Here is a 19,704-nt window from a genome sequence, read left to right on the forward strand (position 1 = left end):
TCAACTGGGGATGAATATTACCAAATTGACGTGCCGGCAATGCAAGGCAAGTTCGTCAGTTCCGTCCGAGCCGGTTATCTGGATATCTTAGGGCAGATTGTCGATCACTGTTGCCTGACCATGCCATTCGCATCCCCACAAGCTAATCGAATCGCGGTCAGGATTTACGATCAGTATCACGTCGCGCCGGATTTTCCTTGGAAGTCCAAGAACAATAAGGATAATGGTGTTTTTCGGCATCTGGATTCAGGCAAGTGGTTTGGTTTAATCATGAATGGCCGACGGGGACTTGTTACTAAAGATGATGATGAACAAAAAGTTGATATCATCAATCTGAAAAGCGACACGCTGCCAGTTGACGGTCAGTCCGTTTTTCCGGCTTACCATATGAATCATAAGTACTGGATTTCAGTCGTACTTGATGATCAGCTGAGCGACGATAACGTAATGAGATTGATTGATGAAAGCTTCCGTTTGACGGGAAAGCAGGGGTGATTAAATGCGACAGATCGTACTGCCAATCAAGGATGATGAGATACTCAAACAAGTCCAAGACACACTACTGAACAACTTCAAGTCTGGCCGACGCAACTACACCATCTTTCAAGTTGGCAAGGCAACGCTGCTGCGGGTAAGTGACGTTTTGCGGCTCAAGCAGTCCGATGTCTTTGACGACTATGGGGCCATCAAGCAGCACGCATTCATCAAAGACAAAAAGACCGGCAAGCAGAACACGCTCTACTTAAAGCCGGTCATGATGGATTTGGTGATGTATCAGCAATGGCTCAAGCGTAACGGCTACGAGGGGACGACCGAGTGGCTTTTCCCTTCCACGACGCGCCCGCAAAAGCATATCGATGAGCGCCAGTTCTACAACGTGATGGCCAAAGTGGGGGACCTGCTGGGAATCAACTACCTTGGCACGCATACGATGCGCAAAACGGGGGCCTACCGCGTTTATGTACAGTCCAACTACAATATTGGCTTGGTCATGAAGCTGCTGAATCATTCCAGCGAAGCCATGACCTTGGCATACCTGGGACTGGATCAGGTCAGTCGGGAGCATATGCTGGATAAGATTGATTTCGGGTAACATATGATATATAAAGTAGATTCAATGATTCAATTCATTCATTATGATCCTTAAAGACAATAGCTAATAATATAATGTCATTATCAGTTATTTAATTTTGGGGGAAATTATTATGGATGAGTTAATACTAATCGCCATTTTAATTGGTGGTTACTATGCCGGGAAAAAGATTTTTGGAAATAGCAAAGCTGCTGGATGGATCGGGGTTGGCCTTGCAATCCTTGTATTGGCTGGCCTTTTCGCAAGCAGCTTATTTTTAATTGAGGTTGTTCTTTTCGTTATCTTTACTTCGCTTATCATTCGTTGGACACATAACTATTTTGCGGTAAGTAAGGAGATTAGAGCTTGGCGACGGGCAAAATATCCCGAGACAAGCCCTTATAAGATTTCATCTGACCTAACCGAGGCAATCTATGAATCAGATGATGCTGAACCCGATATTCCTTATAACCGAGTCTCTGCTTTTAATGATAACAATGACATACTGACTGAGAATGATGGCGTTATTCCCATTTATTACGATGCCAAACCTGCCGATAACGAAATGGCTTTTCGCGAATTTGGTACTTTGATTACAACTAAGGGCGTCCTTTACAAAAAACAGGTAGAGGATCCTGAGACTAAAGATTCGAAGACGAAATCATACATAGCTGAAACTACGGTACTGCCATTCTCCAATGCCTACAAAGTAACTTTTGATGAAGAGAATGATGTATTGACGGTTTACTACGCTAACCGACACACTAAGCAATTAAGCGAATGTGGAAATGGTAAGCTTCTTTACAAAGCATTTACTACCGCAATCAATAATGGGTGGACTCGTAACGCCGATCGTATTCTTAAAAAGACTTGGGCTGTTCAAGAAGAATCGCTTAAGAACATTGACAAGGTAGTTAAAAAGGCTGAAAAAAGTGCCAAAATTCAAGAAGCCAACCGCTTAAACACCAAGTCAGCAATGCTTTCTTCAAGTCACATAAATACACTCAATCAGCAATTTAAGACGCAACAGCTTAATGCCCGTTTTGGTGCGAGTCAAGGACATGGTGTTGCTGCCGAGCAGGCAAATTGGGCTAGTGATTACTTTAAGGGATTTAATCCATCAGCTGAGGGACATTCGAATGTTAAATCTGGTGCCGATCGTATTCGTCAGATATCAGGCGAGATGATCCAAACTAAATACTATGCTTCAGCAAGAAGTGGTGTTAATAACTTCCTTAAAAAAGGTTATGTTAATGGCAATGGCAAGCTAATGACGTTAGAGGTGCCAAAGGATCAATACAAGGAAGCCATTGGGATAATGCGAAAAAAGATTGAACTAGGACAAGTACCAAACGAAACGAATCCAAAGAATGCAGCCAATTACGTCAAAAAAGGTGCCTTAACCTACCGTCAGTCTAAGGTAGCAACTCTCTCCATTTTTGATCGTGATTCAACGATTAAGATTCAAGGTAAAGAGGTTCAAGTTCCATTTGCTGAAAAGCTTGTTGTCTCAGCTGGTACTGATTTCTTGACTGGCGCAGCGGCTGCGGCACCAATGTCAGTTGTCAACTTTGTCTGGATCTATGCAAATAACCGTTGGCAAGGAGTTGATCGTACTACTGCCACCAAGAATGCAATGATTGGATTCGCTAAGCCAATGCTGATTGGTGGTCTGATGTATACTGTTGCCAGCCAGTTTGCTGGGAGCGAATTAGCAATGAAAACTGCCGCAAAATTTGGAATTGAAAAGGCTAGCCGTGATGTTATCGCCAAGAGGACTATGGGTGCATTAACCGTTGTCGTTGCGGTTGGACCTGATGCAGTAAACTGTCTGGTTGGTAAGATTTCCTTTCAACAATTAGTTAAGAACACCGCTGTTACCGGCGCAGGTATGGCTGTTGGTGGTGCTCTAGGTACTGCTATTCCGGTTCCTGTTGTGGGTACTCTTGCTGGAAGCATGCTTGGAGGCTTTGTTGCCAAGAAAGTATTGGATCATTTCTCTGAGGATGATAGCGTCATTATGGCACGAATTGCAAAGCAAGAGTTTATTGAAGTCGTAATGTTTATGCCTTTGACCAAAGAAGAATTTAATGATATTGCTCAAACGGTTTTCGATCCCAAAGAAGCGCCTAAGCTGTTTAAATTGATGTTCCAAAATGGGGGACGTGATCGCGAAGGTATCGAAAAATCACGTAAATACATCGATGAAACCCTTGAAAATCTGGTTGTTTCTAAGTTTAAGGCTCGTGAATCTTTTGATGATGAAATCATTGAAGCAGTACGTGATGAATTCGGTAACTTTGAAATGGCAGCCAATTAATATGTAGCATCAAAACAGGCTCATGGGAATTCCCACGGGCCTGCTGTTGTATTAGAGTTATTAATAGATGCGAACTGCATTATACGTAAATCACCTTTGGCAAAATGTAGGCTTAAACGCTCTCGATGCAGAAAGAATCCCAAGCCTAGTCAAAGAAAGGACCGTGATAAATATGCTGAAAAATGATGTACCAACCAGCGACATTAACGTCTTGAAAGACTCAACATCATCAGTCTTTGAACAAGCTGCCAAAGCGCAAACTGGCGTATATATTTTGGATCATAATGTACCGAGCGGCGTGGTCATGTCAGTTAATGACTACGAAAAAATGGTTGATGAAAATGAGCGGATGCTTGATGAGATTACTGAATTAAAGGCTATGATTCGCCTTAGCAACGCTGCTCCAGAATTAGTCAGCGACTATCAAGTTCGAGGCGAAATAGCCTTGCAAGAGCCGGTTATTGATGAGAATGATGGCTGGGAATAACTGGCTTAGATTCACTCACTGTCATTGCGCAATAACCAATATTTGTATTGGCAAAATGTAGGCGAAAAACTGTCAAAATGCAGGCGATAAAACTAAAAAAGGCATCCCCATATCGGAGACGCCTTCACCCCCACATGCAAAATGACTTCAAGTACACTTGGCTAGCGCATCAGCCATATCCAAAGACGCTTTCGGAACTAGAAGATCTGGTTAAACGTGGCGTTGAGTACTTCAATACGGTTGAAATCTCAAGCAAATGCAACAACCTCACCGCGGAAGATTACCGCAATGAGGTTGCCTAAACTAAATTTTTATTTTTTCGTGTGTTACCTTGACAGGGCATAGTGCCCCTTATGCTGCAATATCGTCTAGGATTACTGATGCGTCATGAACAGCAGAATTAATATCTTCGTGATTTACCTTATTGGTTTCTTTATTGCTGGTGCTCTTTATTACAAGGTTCACCCTACACATCTTATACAGCAAACCTACAAGGAGAACTAAATTCTCTGTGGTCAACTTTTCTTCGTCAGTAAAATCCGACCAATTTGTTTTTTTTCTGTATTCTACAGTGTTATAAAGAGACGAATAACGCTTTTTATATTCACCTTCGACTCGTGTGAGGCTGTCTTTAAATGGCTGCGCAGCGGAGCTCAATTCATTAAGGTACTTTACTATTTTATTCACTTTTCTCTCTGTCTCTTGCGCTTGCTTATAAGCTTCATCCGCCTTGTCAGAAAGGTGGGATCCAGTTGCATTAAATATTATTCCGCCAACCAGCAACCCTACGCCTAATGTAGCTCCTCCTAATATTGCGGTTCCTAATGCCATGCCGCCACCTCCTGCTGCAAGCGAACCGCCACCAAGTGCTGCAAGTGTAGCGTTAGTTAAAGCTGCACCGCTAAGGCTTGAAAGAGCAGTTCCTGTAGATGCAGTCCCCACTGCCATCACGGCCGCTGTTGCAGCACCCGCACCAGCAAAACCGCCTGCGGTTCCTACGGCTGCTCCTCCAAGCGCACCAAGAAGAACACCAGCGCCTACCGCAACTTCTTTTAAATCTTCTGCTTCAAACTTCGGGAGTTCTACACCAGCCCTTGAATAAGATTTAAAATCCGGACGGCCTTGAATTCTTTCAATTAAATCCGAAAATTTTTTGAAGTTATCAAGAATCTGTAATTCCTGCTTGCCAATATCATCCATGAGTTTTGTTGTAGATGCATTCTTTGACTTAAACTTAGATATCGCTTTTTCCTGCTTTTCCTTGGCCCATCGCATGGTATCATTTGCTTCTTTCATTTTCATTCCACCATGAATTCCTGAACCAACACCTAAAGCTCCAGCAATCGCTGCAATTCCACCAATTATAAAAGGTATCGGCATATTAATTCCTCCTTTGACTTTTCAACTGCTCACAAACTTGACAATTAAGCCTGTAATATTCTTCCTTTAAATATTTGTCCTTAAAATAAGGATCGTAGGACTCATCGACTCTGCACAATAAAGGACTTTTTTTCATATATCGAGCACAAATTCCCCCGAAGGTATTTGCGCACTCCATCACCTCTATCCAATTTCTCATACAGCCTGCTCTTGTCGAGAGTTCTGCAGCACTCAACGCACTTATCACATCTGAACATTACTCAAATACTAAGTGATTCGACTTCTTGCCCATGAAGTCATCAAAATTTCCAGCCCATGGCTTAGGTATCCCTAGTTTTTCATAACTTTCGAGAAGATAACGATTTAACTCAGATTCATCTGCAATATATGCAAGATGAGATACAAACTCTTTATATCGTTCCGTTTCTCTTCTATAAGCCTCAATATCAATTTGTTTGAGCTTTTCCATATACTCTACTAGAGCTTCATTAACTCTCTGGAAAGCATTAATTGTAAGTTGTATATCTGCCTGTATTCCTACCCTAATACAAACTTCTTTTACAACAAGCGTCACAAAGCGGAACCATGCTATGATATTTAAGCGTATAAAGAAATCAAGGTAATTTCCTCCTGATTTAATGCCGGCATCTATTCCATCCATTACACATAGTGTTCCATTACCAATAATCAGCATCACTCTCAAATCTGGATGAGAATTTGTAGGTATACACTCTTTAAGAGGTTTCTTGTACTGGAAGAAACGACGCACTCCCCACATAAGCCTGATCATCAAATTAGTTATGACAACAGGAATTGCCATAGCTAACCCAAAACGAGCATCATAACCTTCGGTGAAAGCTCTGGTAGCTATCATTGCCAATACTTGCTTATTCCCGTTTCCATCAGAGAATTTTCCAAATTCACAAAGGCCTAACAGCTCATAGAATGGCATTACTATACCCATTCCACGCTTTGCATTGCCCCTACTTCCTGAAGATCCTGCAAAATCAGACATAAGATGTCCAAACCAATTTACAGTTCCACAAAAAATTTTAGATATAAAATTTCCACCCTGAAGCTCATATGTATCAGAATTGATAGTTATCAATTTTCCATTTGATATGAAAGTTGATGAGCTTGTGAACTGATTTAAGATAGAAAAGAATAAACCGATAATATCCGAGGAATGGGCTAGAGACTTCATATGATGGTCTTTTGTCCACATGTCGACAGCACCACCAGCAGCTTTAGTTGTGGCTTGGTCATAATTTACGCGATATTTCTTCTCCAAGAATCCAATTGCGCTAGCTACACTATTTTCCTTTCCTGCACGTGGAGACCACCCGACTTTTTTTGCAAAAAGCATTACAACCTTATCTGCCAGTGCGTCTGTCAAATTTCCTAACTTAGATTCACCTGGTGCTCCTACAAAAAAGATATCGATTACACCACCCAATGCTCCACAACCAGCTGCAATTAAGTAATCGTACTTATCACATTTGTCCTGTTTGATAAGGAGTTCCTGCTTCTCTCTTTTATTTTGTTTAAAATATTCAGCGTTGCTATACATTGCGTCACCTTTATTATTGGAAACTAGAGAAATAGTGTCTGGTCTCTTGACTCCAGCTCCAATGCAACTGTCATTAAACCAAGAAATTCCCACGCCAGCTAACAAAAAAGGGCACCCTTCGTGGCAATGTCCTCAAAAATAATCACAACTGGCTGTCATTTAAGCCCCTATAGCTTTGCGTCGTTATCTATCGATAACTTTGCCACAATATTCATTTTTAGTCTAGCACGATTTTATATTTATTTACACGCGGATTGCTAGTTCGTAATATTTAACAAAAAAGGCCCAACATAGTTAGATTAAACCTAAAAGGAGTCCTGGCTATGTTGAACCGCTTAATCAAGTGCTATGCTCCTAGAAAGTATCTGGAACGCCGAAATGTTGAAAACACTAGGCTCTCCGATGCTTCGCTGCTGGCTTTAATGTGCTTAAAAGTCCAATATCAGGTCGCAACTTGGCGAAAATTCTATCTGTTAACTAGCGATATCTTACCTTCTCTACCATAAATACGTCGCATACGCTACGCTAGACGACGATATTAAGGAAGGATTACTGGATGCCGGTATTCAGCTCATAGAGATTCCTGAACGACGTTATCTGACTAAGCCAGGAAGATGGGACTATACTGTGGCTAGAGGTAACTTTACCTACGGACTATGAAACTACCCTCAATTTAAAAGCTGCGATTCGCCTTAGCAACGCTGCTCCAGAATTAGTCAGCGATTATGAAGTTCGAGGTGAAAAAGCCTTACAAGAGCTGGTCCATTGATGAAGATGATGGTTGGGAATAACTGGCTTAGATTCACTCGCTGTCACAGCACAAAAACCAATATCAACTTTAGCAAAATGTAGGCTTAAAGCCGTCAAAATGTACTTGAAAACTTTCTCGAGATAGCGAGAATTCCTGATCTCATCGGCGTTGTACGACCACCAATATGTGCTGTCAAAACGTATCAGAAAAGACTGGCAAAATGTAGGCGATAAAACTCAAAAAGGCATCCCCATATCGGAGACGCCTTCACCCCCACATGCAATGGGGAAAACATATATCTTTGATCCATTCATCACATTAACATCAGGATCACACCCGCATAAAGCGGGGAAACAATCCTAGTATATAACGTCAAAGTAAGAAAGCAACCCCAGTTTTGGAGCTGCTTTCTTTTCGTTTGAACTTGGCTAATACATCCCGAATCTACTTATGACAAATCACTCGAGGAAAGCCGATTTATTTCTTCTTCTTGGACTTGTCATCGGCCTCTTTAAGATCGTCCACGAGGCCATCGCTAATTAGGTCGTGGATGAACTTGCGCGCTACTGGATCTTTAACATGAATCACCTTGGTTCTGCGTGATTTTCTGCGAAGAGAAGCCGCAGATGCCATATAAAGAATCCAACTGACAAAGCTGCCAGCTACCAAGAAAAGCTCGTTTTGAAAGACGCGCATGCCGATAAAACCAACCGCGAAAATCAGCAGCATCAGAACCAGCACGATCGTTTTTTGTCGGTTCACTCTCTCTTGTTGCTGCTTCATTAATATGAGCTGCGGATTGCCTTGGGGGATGATGGATGCGAATCTGATATTGAGCATCAGCAAAAGAGTTTCCATCAGAATTATCAGCAGCATTGCTATCCCTATGATTCTAATTACAATACTCATTGTATCGCCTCTTAAATCTGATTAATTATTATTGTATAAATCGTGTAATTGGTTCCTTACGCTTTCTTGAGTACTTTTATCTCCGTAGACTTCCGGACTGTTAACAGCCCATTCGCCTGCCTCACCTTCGCCATTGTCACCAACCAAAATATCAGTCCCATAGAAGTCTTCATGATGGAAGGAGTGACCTGCAATTACAACGGAAGATGCTGAAGAAGTGCTTGAACTATTAGCACTACTTTGAGCTGTTTGAGAGGTAGAATCGCTCGAACTAGTCTGGCTGCTGGTTGATTCTGAGCTAGTCTCAACTTGATCTTTAAAGTCACTCGGCTTAAAAGATTTTTGGCCAACCGACTTACCATGATTCATTGCTTTTACAACGACAGACTTGCTGTTATTCAACTCATAAGCGACACGACATTTCACCGTCTCGCCCCTCTTAATCGTCTCAGTTTGATTGTCCAAGATTGTCTGACTGGTATCTGTTGGTAGATTTCCAATGCTCAGTTCTTTACCATCTTGATAGACTTTAAAAGCCGCCAACCAGCCATTGTTTGCATTAATCTCATGGTCCGATTTATTAGTAATCTGATAGTCAAAAACAACTTCTTGTTTGTCATATCCAAGGCTTGAAGCAGCGTTATAAAAGTGAACTCCAGTGATCTTAATTTTAGCGTTATCAACGTTTGCAGTTGTACCGTTGAAATAGTATTTACTGTGTGTTTGATGACTTGTTTCAGATGATGATGAGGTACTCGAGCTATGCGAATCATGGCCACATGCAGCAAGCGTTATCCCCGCCAAAATCGTTGCACTAATTGTAACTACTTTCTTCATTAGTTAAATCTCTCCCAATCATATGAAGCCCCCAAATATAGTACCTATAATCTCTATATACTGATTCAAAATACTAACAAATGCTTCAAATAGAATTACTTATGTTAATAAGGATAACGCAACTTAAATGGATATTTCGCATCATCAAAAGAACTGTTAGTGCAAGTTAGATACACGTTATAAAATTTCAAAAACAATGACTGATAACAGCCACACCAATCGAATTTTTTGGTACGGCTTAAAATAATCTCCTTTTTTCGATTTTTTAGTCGTAAAGAGCATAAGGGGAATCTACTACTGACACGTCAGCAGCCCGTCAGTGACGGGGATTCGGGGGTAGCATCAAATTTTCTCGTCTGCGCCTATAATGACCCCTCAATGAGTACTTTTGCCTACCCAAAACGAGTCTGCAACGCGTCCATTTTTGGCTTGAGAATTCGCTACGTTTTTGATCAAAAGCTGAGTCAAAATACGACATGATGTTGTGCAATTTTAGACTGCCACTTTTGTACAATTTCAAGCCGCCATTCGGATAAAGATTGAATCCAAAAATCATGCTGAGCATTAAAAATTTTCCTAGTTAAAACTCCCTAGTCTGCCTTTAAAGAATGAGGTACATGCTAGAATCAAATTAAGATTAAAGCGCTAAATATCGGTGCGATTTTAAAGCCTCCTTACTTTCAAAATACCCAGAATTGTACAATTTTAGATCGCCACTTTTGTACAATTTTGCTCTGCCATTTCTGTACATTTTTTAACTGCCACAGCCAAAATAAATCTCGTTTAAGGAGCTGATAGCGATGGTCACACAGCCAAATATTCAAACCATTGAAGAGCCGCCAACCGAGTATTATTTGTTGGACTGCGAGTTTGCGACCGAGCTAAATTATCAATCCAAAACGACCCGCGACGTTCCTCTAGAGATTGCAATCGGCCATTATCTGAATGGGAAATGCCTGGGCTATTTGGCTGAGTATCTGTACTGGCCAAACATGCTTGCCCGCGATTTAAAGCGAGGAATCAAACACAGCAGCTACAGCTTTGATGAGTATCTGAAAAAGGGGCAGGTAGCAAATATCGTTGAAGAATTGAACGCATTTATCAAGCAGCCTTTGCCATTCGTGGGATGGAATGTTAAGACCGATCTGCATCATCTTCTTGCCTGTCTTGATTCAAGATTCTGTCTTCATAATCAAGTGATCCAATCCTTTTCCATCGACCAGTACATAATGCATTTGCAAAATCTGCCAACTCTGCCTGGTCTTCGCGAAACGGTCCGCAAACTGCATTTACCTTTAGCAACAACCAAGGACAAAGCCATTACCGATGTCGAAATGACGGCGGAGGTATTTGCATATTACTTCAACCACGATGAGATTAATACAACCATCAAACAGCTGTCGCAACAAGCATCAGCCATAACGATAAATAAAGGAGAGACGTTGGCAAAATCATCGGCATCAATCGCTCAAAAAGTCATCCCTTTCGATCTAAAAATGATGGATGGCAGGACCTTACCAAGCGTTCAACTGCCAAGAACAATTCGCTATATTATCTGTACCGCTCGCAACCATCAAATGACCAAAAATCAAACCAAACAATTGAATATGTGGCTCGTTGAGATGGGTGCAAATCATCGTATGGTTCAATGCACGAAACCGAGTCAAGCCGACTTTGGAATCTTCGTGGGGGATGCAAAATCCTACCATCAATTGCGGGAAGATCAGTTTACGATTAAGCTCAAAAAGCTGCAGCATTCGCACAAGCCAGTGATATCTCTATCGGCAAATAACTGAGACAAAAAATAAGCGATCGCTGAATCCAGTGGTCGCTTATTTTAGTGTTGGTTCTAACCATTTATGTGTCATAACTCTGCACTTATGATCCAATGCCACAAGTGATTAGTAACATGTGATTTGTGATTAATCACTTGTGTCCCAGAGAAGAATGACTTTCATACTCTATAAAACTGATCCACGTCCTTAATTTAATTTCTCTCCTTTACGAACACCCATTCGCATATTATAATAAAAGGCAAACAGATGTTCAGAAAAGGGATGATCAAAATGGACACTTCAGCAGAGCCGCGGGGAATCTTTCTCGTGATCGACAACAAGTCATTCTATGCCACGGTTGAGTGCACGATGCGCGGGCTGGATCCGCTCACCACGCCGCTCGTAGTCATGTCGGAAGCCGAGAATACCAATGGCGGGCTGGTGTTGGCGTCATCTCCAATGGCCAAAAAGCTTTACGGCATCTCCAACGTCAACCGCCAACGTGGTCTGCCGCGCGACAACCATCTGATCGTGGTGCCGCCGCGCATGAACACGTATATCGAAAAGAANGCGAGATTTGCCGCGCGACAACCATCTGATTGTGGTGCCGCCGCACATGAACACGTATATCGAAAAGAATATTGAGGTTAACAACATCTATCGCGAGTTTGTAGCTGATGAGGATCTGTTGCCATATTCGATTGACGAGTCGATTCTGGACATTACCCATTCCTGGAAGCTGTTTGGGGATGATCCGATCGAAGTCGTGCAGAAGATTCAAAAGACCGTTCATGACCGCCTGAAGCTGGTTACCACGGTAGGCGTGGGTGAGAACCCGCTGCAGGCCAAGATCGCGTTGGACGTCTACGCTAAGCATGATCCGCATTTCATTGGCGAGATCACCTATGACACGGTCAAGGAGAAAATCTGGTCCATCCCTGAGATTACTGATGTCTGGGGCATTAACGAGCGGACCGCCAAACGCCTTGCCAGACTTGGGATTCATTCCATGGCTGAGTTGGCCCATGCCGATCCGTTCATTCTCAAGGAAGAGATGGGCGTGATGGGAACGCAGCTGTACGCGTCCGCTTGGGGCATCGACCGCACCGACCTGGCCGAGGAAGTCCTGCCTAAAGACAAGAGCCTGGGCAACTCGCAGGTCTTGCCGCGTGACTATACAAGGGCGGAAGAAATCGAGGTCGTCATCCGTGAGATTGGTTCGCAGGTCGCTTCCCGGCTCCGCGCGCATGACAAGCAGGCAGGGGGCGTCTACCTTTCAATCGGCTATTCCTTAAGCACGCCAACGGAAGAAACCGGCTTTGCTCACTCGCTGAAGCTTTCCGATTCCACGGTCGACTCAAATCTCATCAACGAGCAGCTGATGTATCTGTTCTATACATACTGGGATGGGGTATCGCCGGTCTGCCGCGTCAGTGTAGCCGCAACCCGCTTAGCCGACCGTTATGGCGAGCAGCTCGATCTGTTCAAGCAGCCCAAGTACGATATGGTCAAACTGGAAGACACCGTTGACGCCATCCGCAAACGGTTCGGTAAGACGTCGATCATGCGGGCAGCCAGCTTGGAGAAGGGCGGTACATTTATTAAAAGAAGTCAGTTGGTAGGAGGTCACGCCGGTGGACAAAGCTTGGAATAAAGAAACCGAAAGCGATAAAATCTGCGAGCGAATCAAGCGAAACTTTACCAATCGCTGGCGCACCAGGTATTGGGTCTCCGTGGTCTACTATGAACCGGAGCATGGCTATAACCTGTTTTTTAACATTCAGCCTCGCAATACCTATAGCCGATCAGTCTCGATTGCTCGGTTGGCGGATTGCGAGTATTCTGAGTTGCTTGATATTATAACTAAGGTTCGCCAGACGTATCGGTTCACCTTGAACTACCTAAACTTCACTGATGACCAGGTCCGCGAAATGAGGAGGAAATTTCGATGAAAATGCATTTTTACAATGGTCAAGAAGCTGACAAGGTGGCCACGCAGTTTTTCAAGTACTACTATCATGATCGCGGCAAGATGAAGTGGAGCGGCTTCCTGCTTTCAGAACATACTGCCGCATTAAATAAGGAAATCGATAAGGAGCACAATGATAACCCTCAAAAATAGGGAAACGCGTTAAAGTTCCGCTATAATAACGTCTGTGCTGCATATCTATATTAATTTACGGTCCATGTCATTTCGATGTGGGCCGTTTTTTGTGCTGAACGAAATCATTTTACATTGGCTTGATAACTGGAAGCATTGACGAACCGAGCAAAGTCAAGCTACCAAAAAAGCCCTAGCGTATAGTACGTTAGGGTTTTGGTTTCATGATAGCATTGAACTATTCACGACAAGCTATGTAATCAAATTTCGTCATCTGATTCATCGTCATCATCTGAAAACTCAATATGAATACTACTAAGGATTGGTATTGCGTTTACCATATGATTGAGGACAAAGCGGACAATCCAGAAATGCAAGAAATTAATACTGATTCCGATTAATAATGGCCACGTGTTTCCGTACTTATTTGCAACAATGATACTTAGCCAGAAAATTAGCAGCATGGTCAAAATCAACGTAGTAGCAATCGGCTTATATTTTTCACGTATATCAGCTGCCATGTTATACGTAGCTTGGTTAATCGAATACAGTTCGCTCATCAGCCGCTCTTGAACAAACATACGTTTAGCTGGAATTATGATTAAAGCTAGTTCACCAAGCAGTAAAGAGATTTTCAATAAACTCGGTATAAATGACACTTCCCATTTTTTATTTTAGAGTAATTAATCAAGCCTATCACAAAAATAAAAGGGCAGGTTGGAACTTATCCAATCTGTCCTTTATTGTTCTTCAGAGTCTTAATGCTCCTGCTTCTTCTTGTATCCCATTAATCCCAGCATGCCTAAGAAGCTGGCAATGCCAAGCGAAATCAAGCCCTTTGTCTCTTGCTGATCATTACCGGTTTGTGGCAGCGATTGTGCTTGAGTCGACTGGTTCTGGCCATTGTTTTCCATTGCAGAACTCGTCGGGGATTGATTATTAGTCTGGTTCGACTGGTTCTGGCCATTGTTTTCCATTGCAGAACTCGTCGGGGATTGATTATTAGTCTGGTTCGACTGGTTCTGGCTATCGTTTTCTGTTGTAGAACTCGTCGTGGACTGATTATCGGTCTGGTGCTCGTTAGTCACCGTTCCATTGCCATTCTCACTGGATGGCTGTTCAGGACCGGTTGGCGTGTTGCTGCCTGGATTCGATGGCACTGTGCCATTGTCGTCAGACTTAATCGGAACATAGACAACCTTGGTATCAGAGCCGAGGTCATTAGGCGTGATGCTTTCAACCGTCTTCTTGTAACCTGGAATATCAGGAACCGGCGTAGCAAATCCTTGAGTTGGATTGTTTGGATCATTGTTATACGTTGGCGTTGGCGCGTTTGGAATTGGGTTGCCATTCGAGTCTACTGGAATAAGGCTTCCCAATTTGTGATAGGTAACGATGGTCGTTGAAACCGGATTGTCCGGCGTAACCTCGGCGCCTGCTACATGTTCAATGTCCGCATAGTAGCCAGGGATGACTGGTGTTGGGACTCCTTGATAGCTGTGGTTCTGCTCAGTCCAAGTTACCTCACCAGTTGCTTCATTCTTTTCACCAGTAAACGTGTAGTCGTTTTGAATGCTTTCTACTGGCGTCAGGTCGCCGGCACCCTCATATTTAACAACCTGGCTAGCAGGCTGAGAAACCTTCGTTATGATTGGCGTGTAGGTGATCTGAGTGTTGGCACCAGGGTCATCCGGCGTTACCTCAGTGATCGTCGTCGTGTACCCAGGGATGTCTGGGACTGGCGTCGTTGTGGTCTTGGTTGGATCACTTGGATCGTTGCTGTAGGTTGGCATTGGCGCGTTTGGAACTACGTTGCCTTCAGGGTCAACCGGTACGATGCGACCTAAAGCACGATACTTAACTGTAACTTCCTCGGTTGGGTGTTCTGGCGTCAAAACGATGTTGTCAACGCTTGCGACATCCGCATAGTAGCCAGGGATAACCGGCGTTTCAACTGGTTTGTAGGCGTGGGTTGCCTCATCCCAAGTCGTTACATTAGTTGTCTCATTGCTCTTGCCAGTGAACGTATAATCATTTTGGACATTGTCCTTAGGCGTCAAGTCTCCGGCACCTTCATATTTAACCGTTTGGCTTGTTGGTACCGTGGCATCCTTAATGATTGGCGTGTAGGTGATCTGAGTGTTGGCACCAGGGTCATCCGGCGTTACCTCAGTAATCGTCGTCGTGTACCCAGGAACTTTCGGAACCGGTGTCGTCGTGCCCTTGCTTGGGTCTTTTTGATCGTTGTTGTACGTTGGCGTTGGCGCGTTTGGAATCGTGTTGCCTTCTGGATCAACCGGAATAATCTGTCCTAATCGATGATAGATCACCGTTGTTATTGATGTTGGGTTATCAGGAGTTACCTTAGCGCCATCAACGCTTGCGATATCCGCATAGTAGCCCTGAACAACCGGTGTTTTAACTGACTTATACGTATGTTCTTCCGCATTCCAAGTCGTTTGGCCGGTTGTCTCGTTGGTATCACTAGTAAACGTAAAGTCATTCTGGACGCTCGGGTTAGGTGTCTGATCGCCAGCACCCACGTAGTTGATGATTTGGCTACTTGGAACCTTGTTAGTCGAGATAATTGGTGTGTAAACAACCGGAGTATCCCCGTCAGGAGTAGTAGGCGTTACGCTGCTTTCTGACTTATTATAGCCTTTAATATTCGGAGTTTCGGTTGTCGTCGCCTTGGTTGGGTCATTTGAATCATTCTTATACGTTGGAGTTTCCGCGCCAGGAATTGGATTACCGGCTGAGTCAATCGGAACGATCTTGCCCATTGGCTTATAGGTAACTGTTATCGTTGAATTTGGATTATTAGGGGTTACCTCAGCACCATCAACGCTTGCAATATCCGCGTAGNCGGTGTGGGCGAAAATCCGCTGCAGGCCAAGATTGCGTTGGACGTCTATGCCAAGCATGATCCACGCTTCATTGGCGAGATTACCTATGACACGGTCAAAGATTGGAATCGATTTCTTTATGGTAAAATTAAATAAATGAAACAATCATTAAAGATTGTTCAATTACGAGCAAAAATAGCCGTTTTTCCTTGAATTTGTTGAAAAGCTATGTGATTATGGAAACGTATTCAAATGTCATGAGGAGGCTTCTATTTATGAATAGACAATTTGATTTCTTAATGCCAAGTGTTAACTTCTTTGGTCCTGGTGTTATCGCCAAGATTGGTGACCGTGCTAAGATGCTTAACATGCACAAGCCACTGGTCGTTACCCAAGAGAGCTTGGAAAAGATCGAAAACGGCCCCGTTGTTCAAACGATTGAATCATTGAAGAAGGCTGGCGTGAACTATGCCATCTTCAACGGTGTTGAACCTAACCCAAAGATTCGTAACATCAAAGCTGGTAAGAAGATGTACGAAGAAGAGAAGTGTGACTCCATCATCACTGTTGGTGGGGGCTCTGCTCACGACTGTGGTAAGGGAATCGGTATTATCCTGACTAACGGTGATGACATCACCAAGTTGGCCGGAATTGAAACGCTGGACAACCCACTGCCACCTCTGATGGCTGTTAACACCACCGCCGGGACTGGTTCAGAATTGACCCGGCACGCGGTTATCACGAACGAAGAAGACCACCTGAAGTTCGTTGTTGTTTCCTGGCGTAACATTCCATTGGTATCCTTCAACGACCCAATGCTGATGCTCGGCGTTCCACAATCAGTTACTGCTGCTACCGGTTGTGACGCCTTTGTTCAAGCAATCGAACCATACGTTTCTGTTGACCACAACCCAATCACGGACAGTCAATGTAAAGAAGCTATCCAACTGATCCAAGAAGCATTGCCAGAAGCTGTTGCCAATGGTCAAAATGTTGAAGCACGGACCAAGATGGTTGAAGCTGAAATGCTGGCCGGGATGGCCTTCAACAACGCCAACCTGGGTTACGTTCATGCCATGGCTCACCAACTCGGTGGTCAATACGATGCCCCACACGGTGTTTGCTGTGCATTGCTGCTGACCACGGTTGAAGAGTACAACCTGATTGCTTGCCCAGATCGGTTCGCCGAACTGGCCCGGATCATGGGTTACGACACCACCGGCCTGACCACCATGCAAGCCGCTCAAAAGTCCATTGACGGGATGCGTGAGATGTGCAAGGCAGTTGGCATTCCATCATCCATCAAGGCAATCGGTGCTAAGCCAGAAGACTTCCCATTGATGGCTGAAAATGCCCTGAAGGATGGGAACGCATTCTCCAACCCACGTAAGGGTACGAAGCAAGACATCATTGACCTTTACCAAAAGGCATACGATGGTATTTACTAATTAACGGTGTGGATACATTTAATTAGCAACGAAAAAGTCACCCGCAGGCGAAAACCTCATCTGCGGGTGACTTTTTAGTATTCGGTAGATTGTAAAATTTAAGTTGAACATATTAGTGGATAGAAAAACCCATAAAGGTCTTTAATGGTGTCACCACAACATTCCATTAGAAAGAAGGACCTTTATGGGCACCACTATTTTGTCATTTGAAGACCGCGTTGTCATCGAAACACTTCATCATGAAAAGCACTCACTTCAATATATTGCCGATTATTTAGGCTTTAGTAAAACCACTATCTTTAATGAGGTTCATCGCTTAGCTGGTGAGTATCACGCAGTTAAGGCTCAAACTGACCATGAAGTTAAACTTAGTCATCGTGGTCGTAAAACCATCTTAACGACTAACCTAAAGCGATTGATTGAAGAAAAAATCAAGATTCAAAAATGGTCAATTGAACAAGTGGCTCATGTAGTTAGAATTACCTACAAAACCATCTATAACTGGATTGATCAGGGACTACTGGATATTAATGTGACTGACTTACCTGACCATGGTATTCATCGCAAACGATCTAAAGAAACCCGTGGTAGTTTTAGTCATGGACGTTCCATCGAAGATTGTCCAGCTGAAATTTCTGATCATAATACTTCAGGTCACTTCGAAGCTGATACAGTTTTATCTGGAAAACGTAAAGGTCAAGCAGTAGCTACGTTTGTCGAGCGTAAGAGTCGGCTTACCATCGTTAAACGGCTTAATGGACGAGATAGTATTTCAATTATTTTAGAATTGGCTAACCAGTTAGGAGATAATCTCAAGACCCTTACTGTTGACTATGGGAAAGAATTCGCCAACTACAATTTGATTGAAGAACAGACCGGTGTTCCGCTGTACTTTACGCACGCTTATTCGCCACATGAACGAGGCAGTAATGAAAATCGCAACCGAGTACTACGCCGCTTCATTCCCAAAGGTCAACCGATTGATGAGATTACCGATGATGAATTGATTCAAATTAACTGGTATTTGAATTCCCGACCACTTACCACTTAAATGTTTAAATTGGCGAACACCGATTGAGATCTTTTTGCGTAATCTGCGTTACTAAATTTGTTCAAGTTATTTCTTGCAATCTGCCAAATTGAGTTTGGTATCCCTAACTTTACCTATAAATTGAAGAAAAATAAAAATAGTAGGTAAAATAAAGTTTTGCACAGTTTTGGCTTAGGCCATTCGAACCAAAAATATACAAAATTACCTACTATTGAGGCAAAAAATCTGCAAAGTAGGTAAATTTCAAAAAATTGCTTATACAGTTACCTACGATTTGCCAAAAAATTCAAAATAGTAGGTAAAGCTGCGGTTGACGTCTTATCAGTGGCGGAGTGGAGGTTAATTAGAGCGGGAATCTGTCTATCATTGAGTTGCGGCGACTGCAGAAACGGCTAACTGAAACATCATTGCTCCACATCAGCTACGGAATCAATTAACCGAAATATCGTTGACGCATGCCGGTCGGGGAATCGCAGCTAATCGAAACAGTTCTGAATACTAAAAGCCTAAAATATCATTCTCAAAAAATCCCGGTCACAGCTTTTAACCGTGATCGGGATGATTTCGTATTTATGCCTTTTAATTAGCAGTTTCTTCGCTTAAACGCTTTTCCTGGTCTCTAATCAGCTGCTTGGTATGGGCCCAGACATCAGGGTGCTTGGTACCATTAACCCAATAGTCGACATCAGCAAATATTTCGGCTTGACTGGCTTGATCATAGTCATGGTGCAAAAAGTTGGCAGTGGTCTCGGCAGACTGTTTTTCCCACATTGCGGCCATGATAAACTGGCTGCGCGTCCGTTGCAGTTTTTCTTCAGTTGGACCGAAATCACGAGCTTCGACATCGCTGACCTTGGCCGTAGCAATTGGCGGCTGAACCGAGTTGCTTGGCAGATATGGTGCTACTGGCACGTTCATCAAGGCATTTTGCATTACTTCATTCCAACTGTTGCCATAAGTATCCAAGCGATGCTGCAGACCGGGTTCAACATCATTAGCAATTAGATAGTCGCGCTTTTCACCCCAGCTGAGCGTGACATGAGCAACAAAAACTTTTTCGGACATAATCGTTCACCTTCTGATTGTTTACATATTCACAATAATTATAACGCGAATTTAAATTTATGAAAGCCCCTAAAAGTAACCTTTGATCTCAA

General features: G+C 43.2%; 15 protein-coding genes, 3 pseudogenes and 1 riboswitch. Of the genes and pseudogenes, 11 read left to right on the forward strand and 7 right to left on the reverse strand.

The genetic code is table 11. The features are described from left to right. The 5 genes from FC47_RS04550 to FC47_RS10565 form a co-directional block, all read left to right on the forward strand. Positions 1-495, forward strand: a 495-nt coding sequence (locus tag FC47_RS04550; protein ID WP_056968148.1) for an MmcQ/YjbR family DNA-binding protein, incomplete at its 5' end; no start/stop codon positions are given. Between the two features lie 4 nt (positions 496-499). Further along, positions 500-1,093 (forward strand): site-specific integrase, encoded by a 594-nt coding sequence (locus tag FC47_RS04555; protein WP_056968150.1) that lies wholly within the window; start codon positions 500-502, stop codon positions 1,091-1,093. A 112-nt stretch (positions 1,094-1,205) separates the two neighbouring features. After that, positions 1,206-3,392 carry a hypothetical protein gene (locus tag FC47_RS04560; protein WP_056968152.1) on the forward strand — a complete coding sequence of 729 codons (2,187 nt, stop codon included), beginning with the start codon at positions 1,206-1,208 and terminating at the stop codon, positions 3,390-3,392. 172 nt (positions 3,393-3,564) lie between these two features. Next, entirely contained in the window at positions 3,565-3,879 is a 315-nt protein-coding gene (locus FC47_RS04565) for a type II toxin-antitoxin system Phd/YefM family antitoxin (protein WP_056968154.1), read from the forward strand. Between the two features lie 134 nt (positions 3,880-4,013). Continuing rightward, positions 4,014-4,181: a hypothetical protein gene (locus tag FC47_RS10565; protein WP_191978673.1), complete on the forward strand. Its 168-nt coding sequence runs from the start codon at positions 4,014-4,016 to the stop codon at positions 4,179-4,181. Positions 4,182-4,230: 49 nt separating this feature from the next. Here the strand turns inward: FC47_RS10565 and FC47_RS04570 are convergent, their stop codons facing one another. From FC47_RS04570 to FC47_RS04590, 4 genes are all read right to left on the reverse strand, one after another. Next, a complete protein-coding gene (locus FC47_RS04570) occupies positions 4,231-5,259 on the reverse strand; it encodes a hypothetical protein (RefSeq protein WP_056968156.1) in 1,029 nt (342 codons plus the stop codon). Between the two features lie 256 nt (positions 5,260-5,515). Continuing rightward, positions 5,516-6,934, reverse strand: a complete 1,419-nt coding sequence (locus FC47_RS04580) for a hypothetical protein (protein ID WP_056968158.1) — start codon at positions 6,932-6,934, stop codon at positions 5,516-5,518. 35 nt (positions 6,935-6,969) lie between these two features. Continuing rightward, positions 6,970-7,043, reverse strand: a riboswitch (cyclic di-GMP riboswitch). A 1,014-nt stretch (positions 7,044-8,057) separates the two neighbouring features. Further along, positions 8,058-8,489 carry a hypothetical protein gene (locus FC47_RS04585; protein ID WP_056968160.1) on the reverse strand — a complete coding sequence of 144 codons (432 nt, stop codon included), beginning with the start codon at positions 8,487-8,489 and terminating at the stop codon, positions 8,058-8,060. A 21-nt stretch (positions 8,490-8,510) separates the two neighbouring features. Next, complete coding sequence (locus tag FC47_RS04590) at positions 8,511-9,326, reverse strand: DUF5067 domain-containing protein (protein WP_056968162.1); 816 nt, start codon at positions 9,324-9,326, stop codon at positions 8,511-8,513. Positions 9,327-10,126: 800 nt separating this feature from the next. On the opposite strand from FC47_RS04590, the gene FC47_RS04595 reads away from it, so the two are divergent. The 4 genes and pseudogenes from FC47_RS04595 (at position 10,127) to FC47_RS10570 (ending at position 13,223) form a co-directional block, all read left to right on the forward strand. Next, positions 10,127-11,122: a hypothetical protein gene (locus FC47_RS04595; protein WP_056968164.1), complete on the forward strand. Its 996-nt coding sequence runs from the start codon at positions 10,127-10,129 to the stop codon at positions 11,120-11,122. A 264-nt stretch (positions 11,123-11,386) separates the two neighbouring features. Next, positions 11,387-11,670, forward strand: a pseudogene (locus tag FC47_RS10895) (Y-family DNA polymerase); the annotation flags it as partial. Position 11,671: 1 nt separating this feature from the next. Continuing rightward, positions 11,672-12,755, forward strand: a pseudogene (locus FC47_RS04600) (Y-family DNA polymerase); the annotation flags it as partial. 294 nt (positions 12,756-13,049) lie between these two features. After that, complete coding sequence (locus FC47_RS10570; protein ID WP_155519138.1) at positions 13,050-13,223, forward strand: hypothetical protein; 174 nt, start codon at positions 13,050-13,052, stop codon at positions 13,221-13,223. A 239-nt stretch (positions 13,224-13,462) separates the two neighbouring features. On the opposite strand, the gene FC47_RS04610 is transcribed toward FC47_RS10570, so the two are convergent. Both FC47_RS04610 and FC47_RS11110 read right to left on the reverse strand, forming a co-directional pair. Beyond that, positions 13,463-13,762: a hypothetical protein gene (locus FC47_RS04610; RefSeq protein ID WP_155519139.1), complete on the reverse strand. Its 300-nt coding sequence runs from the start codon at positions 13,760-13,762 to the stop codon at positions 13,463-13,465. Between the two features lie 198 nt (positions 13,763-13,960). Beyond that, the gene (locus FC47_RS11110; protein WP_420896567.1) at positions 13,961-15,985 is read right to left on the reverse strand and encodes a mucin-binding protein; all 2,025 of its coding nucleotides are present in this window, start codon (positions 15,983-15,985) and stop codon (positions 13,961-13,963) included. A gap of 338 nt (positions 15,986-16,323) precedes the next feature. Between FC47_RS11110 and FC47_RS04620 the strand changes: the two genes are divergently transcribed. Then, the gene (locus FC47_RS04620) at positions 16,324-17,496 is read left to right on the forward strand and encodes an iron-containing alcohol dehydrogenase (RefSeq protein ID WP_039945284.1); all 1,173 of its coding nucleotides are present in this window, start codon (positions 16,324-16,326) and stop codon (positions 17,494-17,496) included. Positions 17,497-17,680: 184 nt separating this feature from the next. Then, positions 17,681-18,602: pseudogene (locus FC47_RS04625) on the forward strand (IS30 family transposase). Positions 18,603-19,126: 524 nt separating this feature from the next. On the opposite strand, the gene FC47_RS04630 reads toward FC47_RS04625, so the two are convergent. Continuing rightward, positions 19,127-19,612, reverse strand: a complete 486-nt coding sequence (locus tag FC47_RS04630) for a DUF7679 family protein (protein ID WP_034539484.1) — start codon at positions 19,610-19,612, stop codon at positions 19,127-19,129. Positions 19,613-19,704 lie beyond the last annotated feature (92 nt).

The organism is Limosilactobacillus mucosae DSM 13345, from assembly GCF_001436025.1.
Lineage (GTDB): Bacteria > Bacillota > Bacilli > Lactobacillales > Lactobacillaceae > Limosilactobacillus > Limosilactobacillus mucosae.

Coding starts and splice junctions, on each gene's coding strand:
- FC47_RS04590 (WP_056968162.1), bottom strand. CDS start 9,326: ATGAAGAAAGTAGTTACAATTAGTGCAACGATTTTGGCGGGGATAACG.
- FC47_RS04610 (WP_155519139.1), bottom strand. CDS start 13,762: ATGAGCGAACTGTATTCGATTAACCAAGCTACGTATAACATGGCAGCT.
- FC47_RS10570 (WP_155519138.1), top strand. CDS start 13,050: ATGAAAATGCATTTTTACAATGGTCAAGAAGCTGACAAGGTGGCCACG.
- FC47_RS04620 (WP_039945284.1), top strand. CDS start 16,324: ATGAATAGACAATTTGATTTCTTAATGCCAAGTGTTAACTTCTTTGGT.
- FC47_RS04560 (WP_056968152.1), top strand. CDS start 1,206: ATGGATGAGTTAATACTAATCGCCATTTTAATTGGTGGTTACTATGCC.
- FC47_RS04585 (WP_056968160.1), bottom strand. CDS start 8,489: ATGAGTATTGTAATTAGAATCATAGGGATAGCAATGCTGCTGATAATT.
- FC47_RS10565 (WP_191978673.1), top strand. CDS start 4,014: ATGCAAAATGACTTCAAGTACACTTGGCTAGCGCATCAGCCATATCCA.
- FC47_RS04630 (WP_034539484.1), bottom strand. CDS start 19,612: ATGTCCGAAAAAGTTTTTGTTGCTCATGTCACGCTCAGCTGGGGTGAA.
- FC47_RS11110 (WP_420896567.1), bottom strand. CDS start 15,985: ATGGGCAAGATCGTTCCGATTGACTCAGCCGGTAATCCAATTCCTGGC.
- FC47_RS04555 (WP_056968150.1), top strand. CDS start 500: ATGCGACAGATCGTACTGCCAATCAAGGATGATGAGATACTCAAACAA.
- FC47_RS04595 (WP_056968164.1), top strand. CDS start 10,127: ATGGTCACACAGCCAAATATTCAAACCATTGAAGAGCCGCCAACCGAG.
- FC47_RS04570 (WP_056968156.1), bottom strand. CDS start 5,259: ATGCCGATACCTTTTATAATTGGTGGAATTGCAGCGATTGCTGGAGCT.
- FC47_RS04565 (WP_056968154.1), top strand. CDS start 3,565: ATGCTGAAAAATGATGTACCAACCAGCGACATTAACGTCTTGAAAGAC.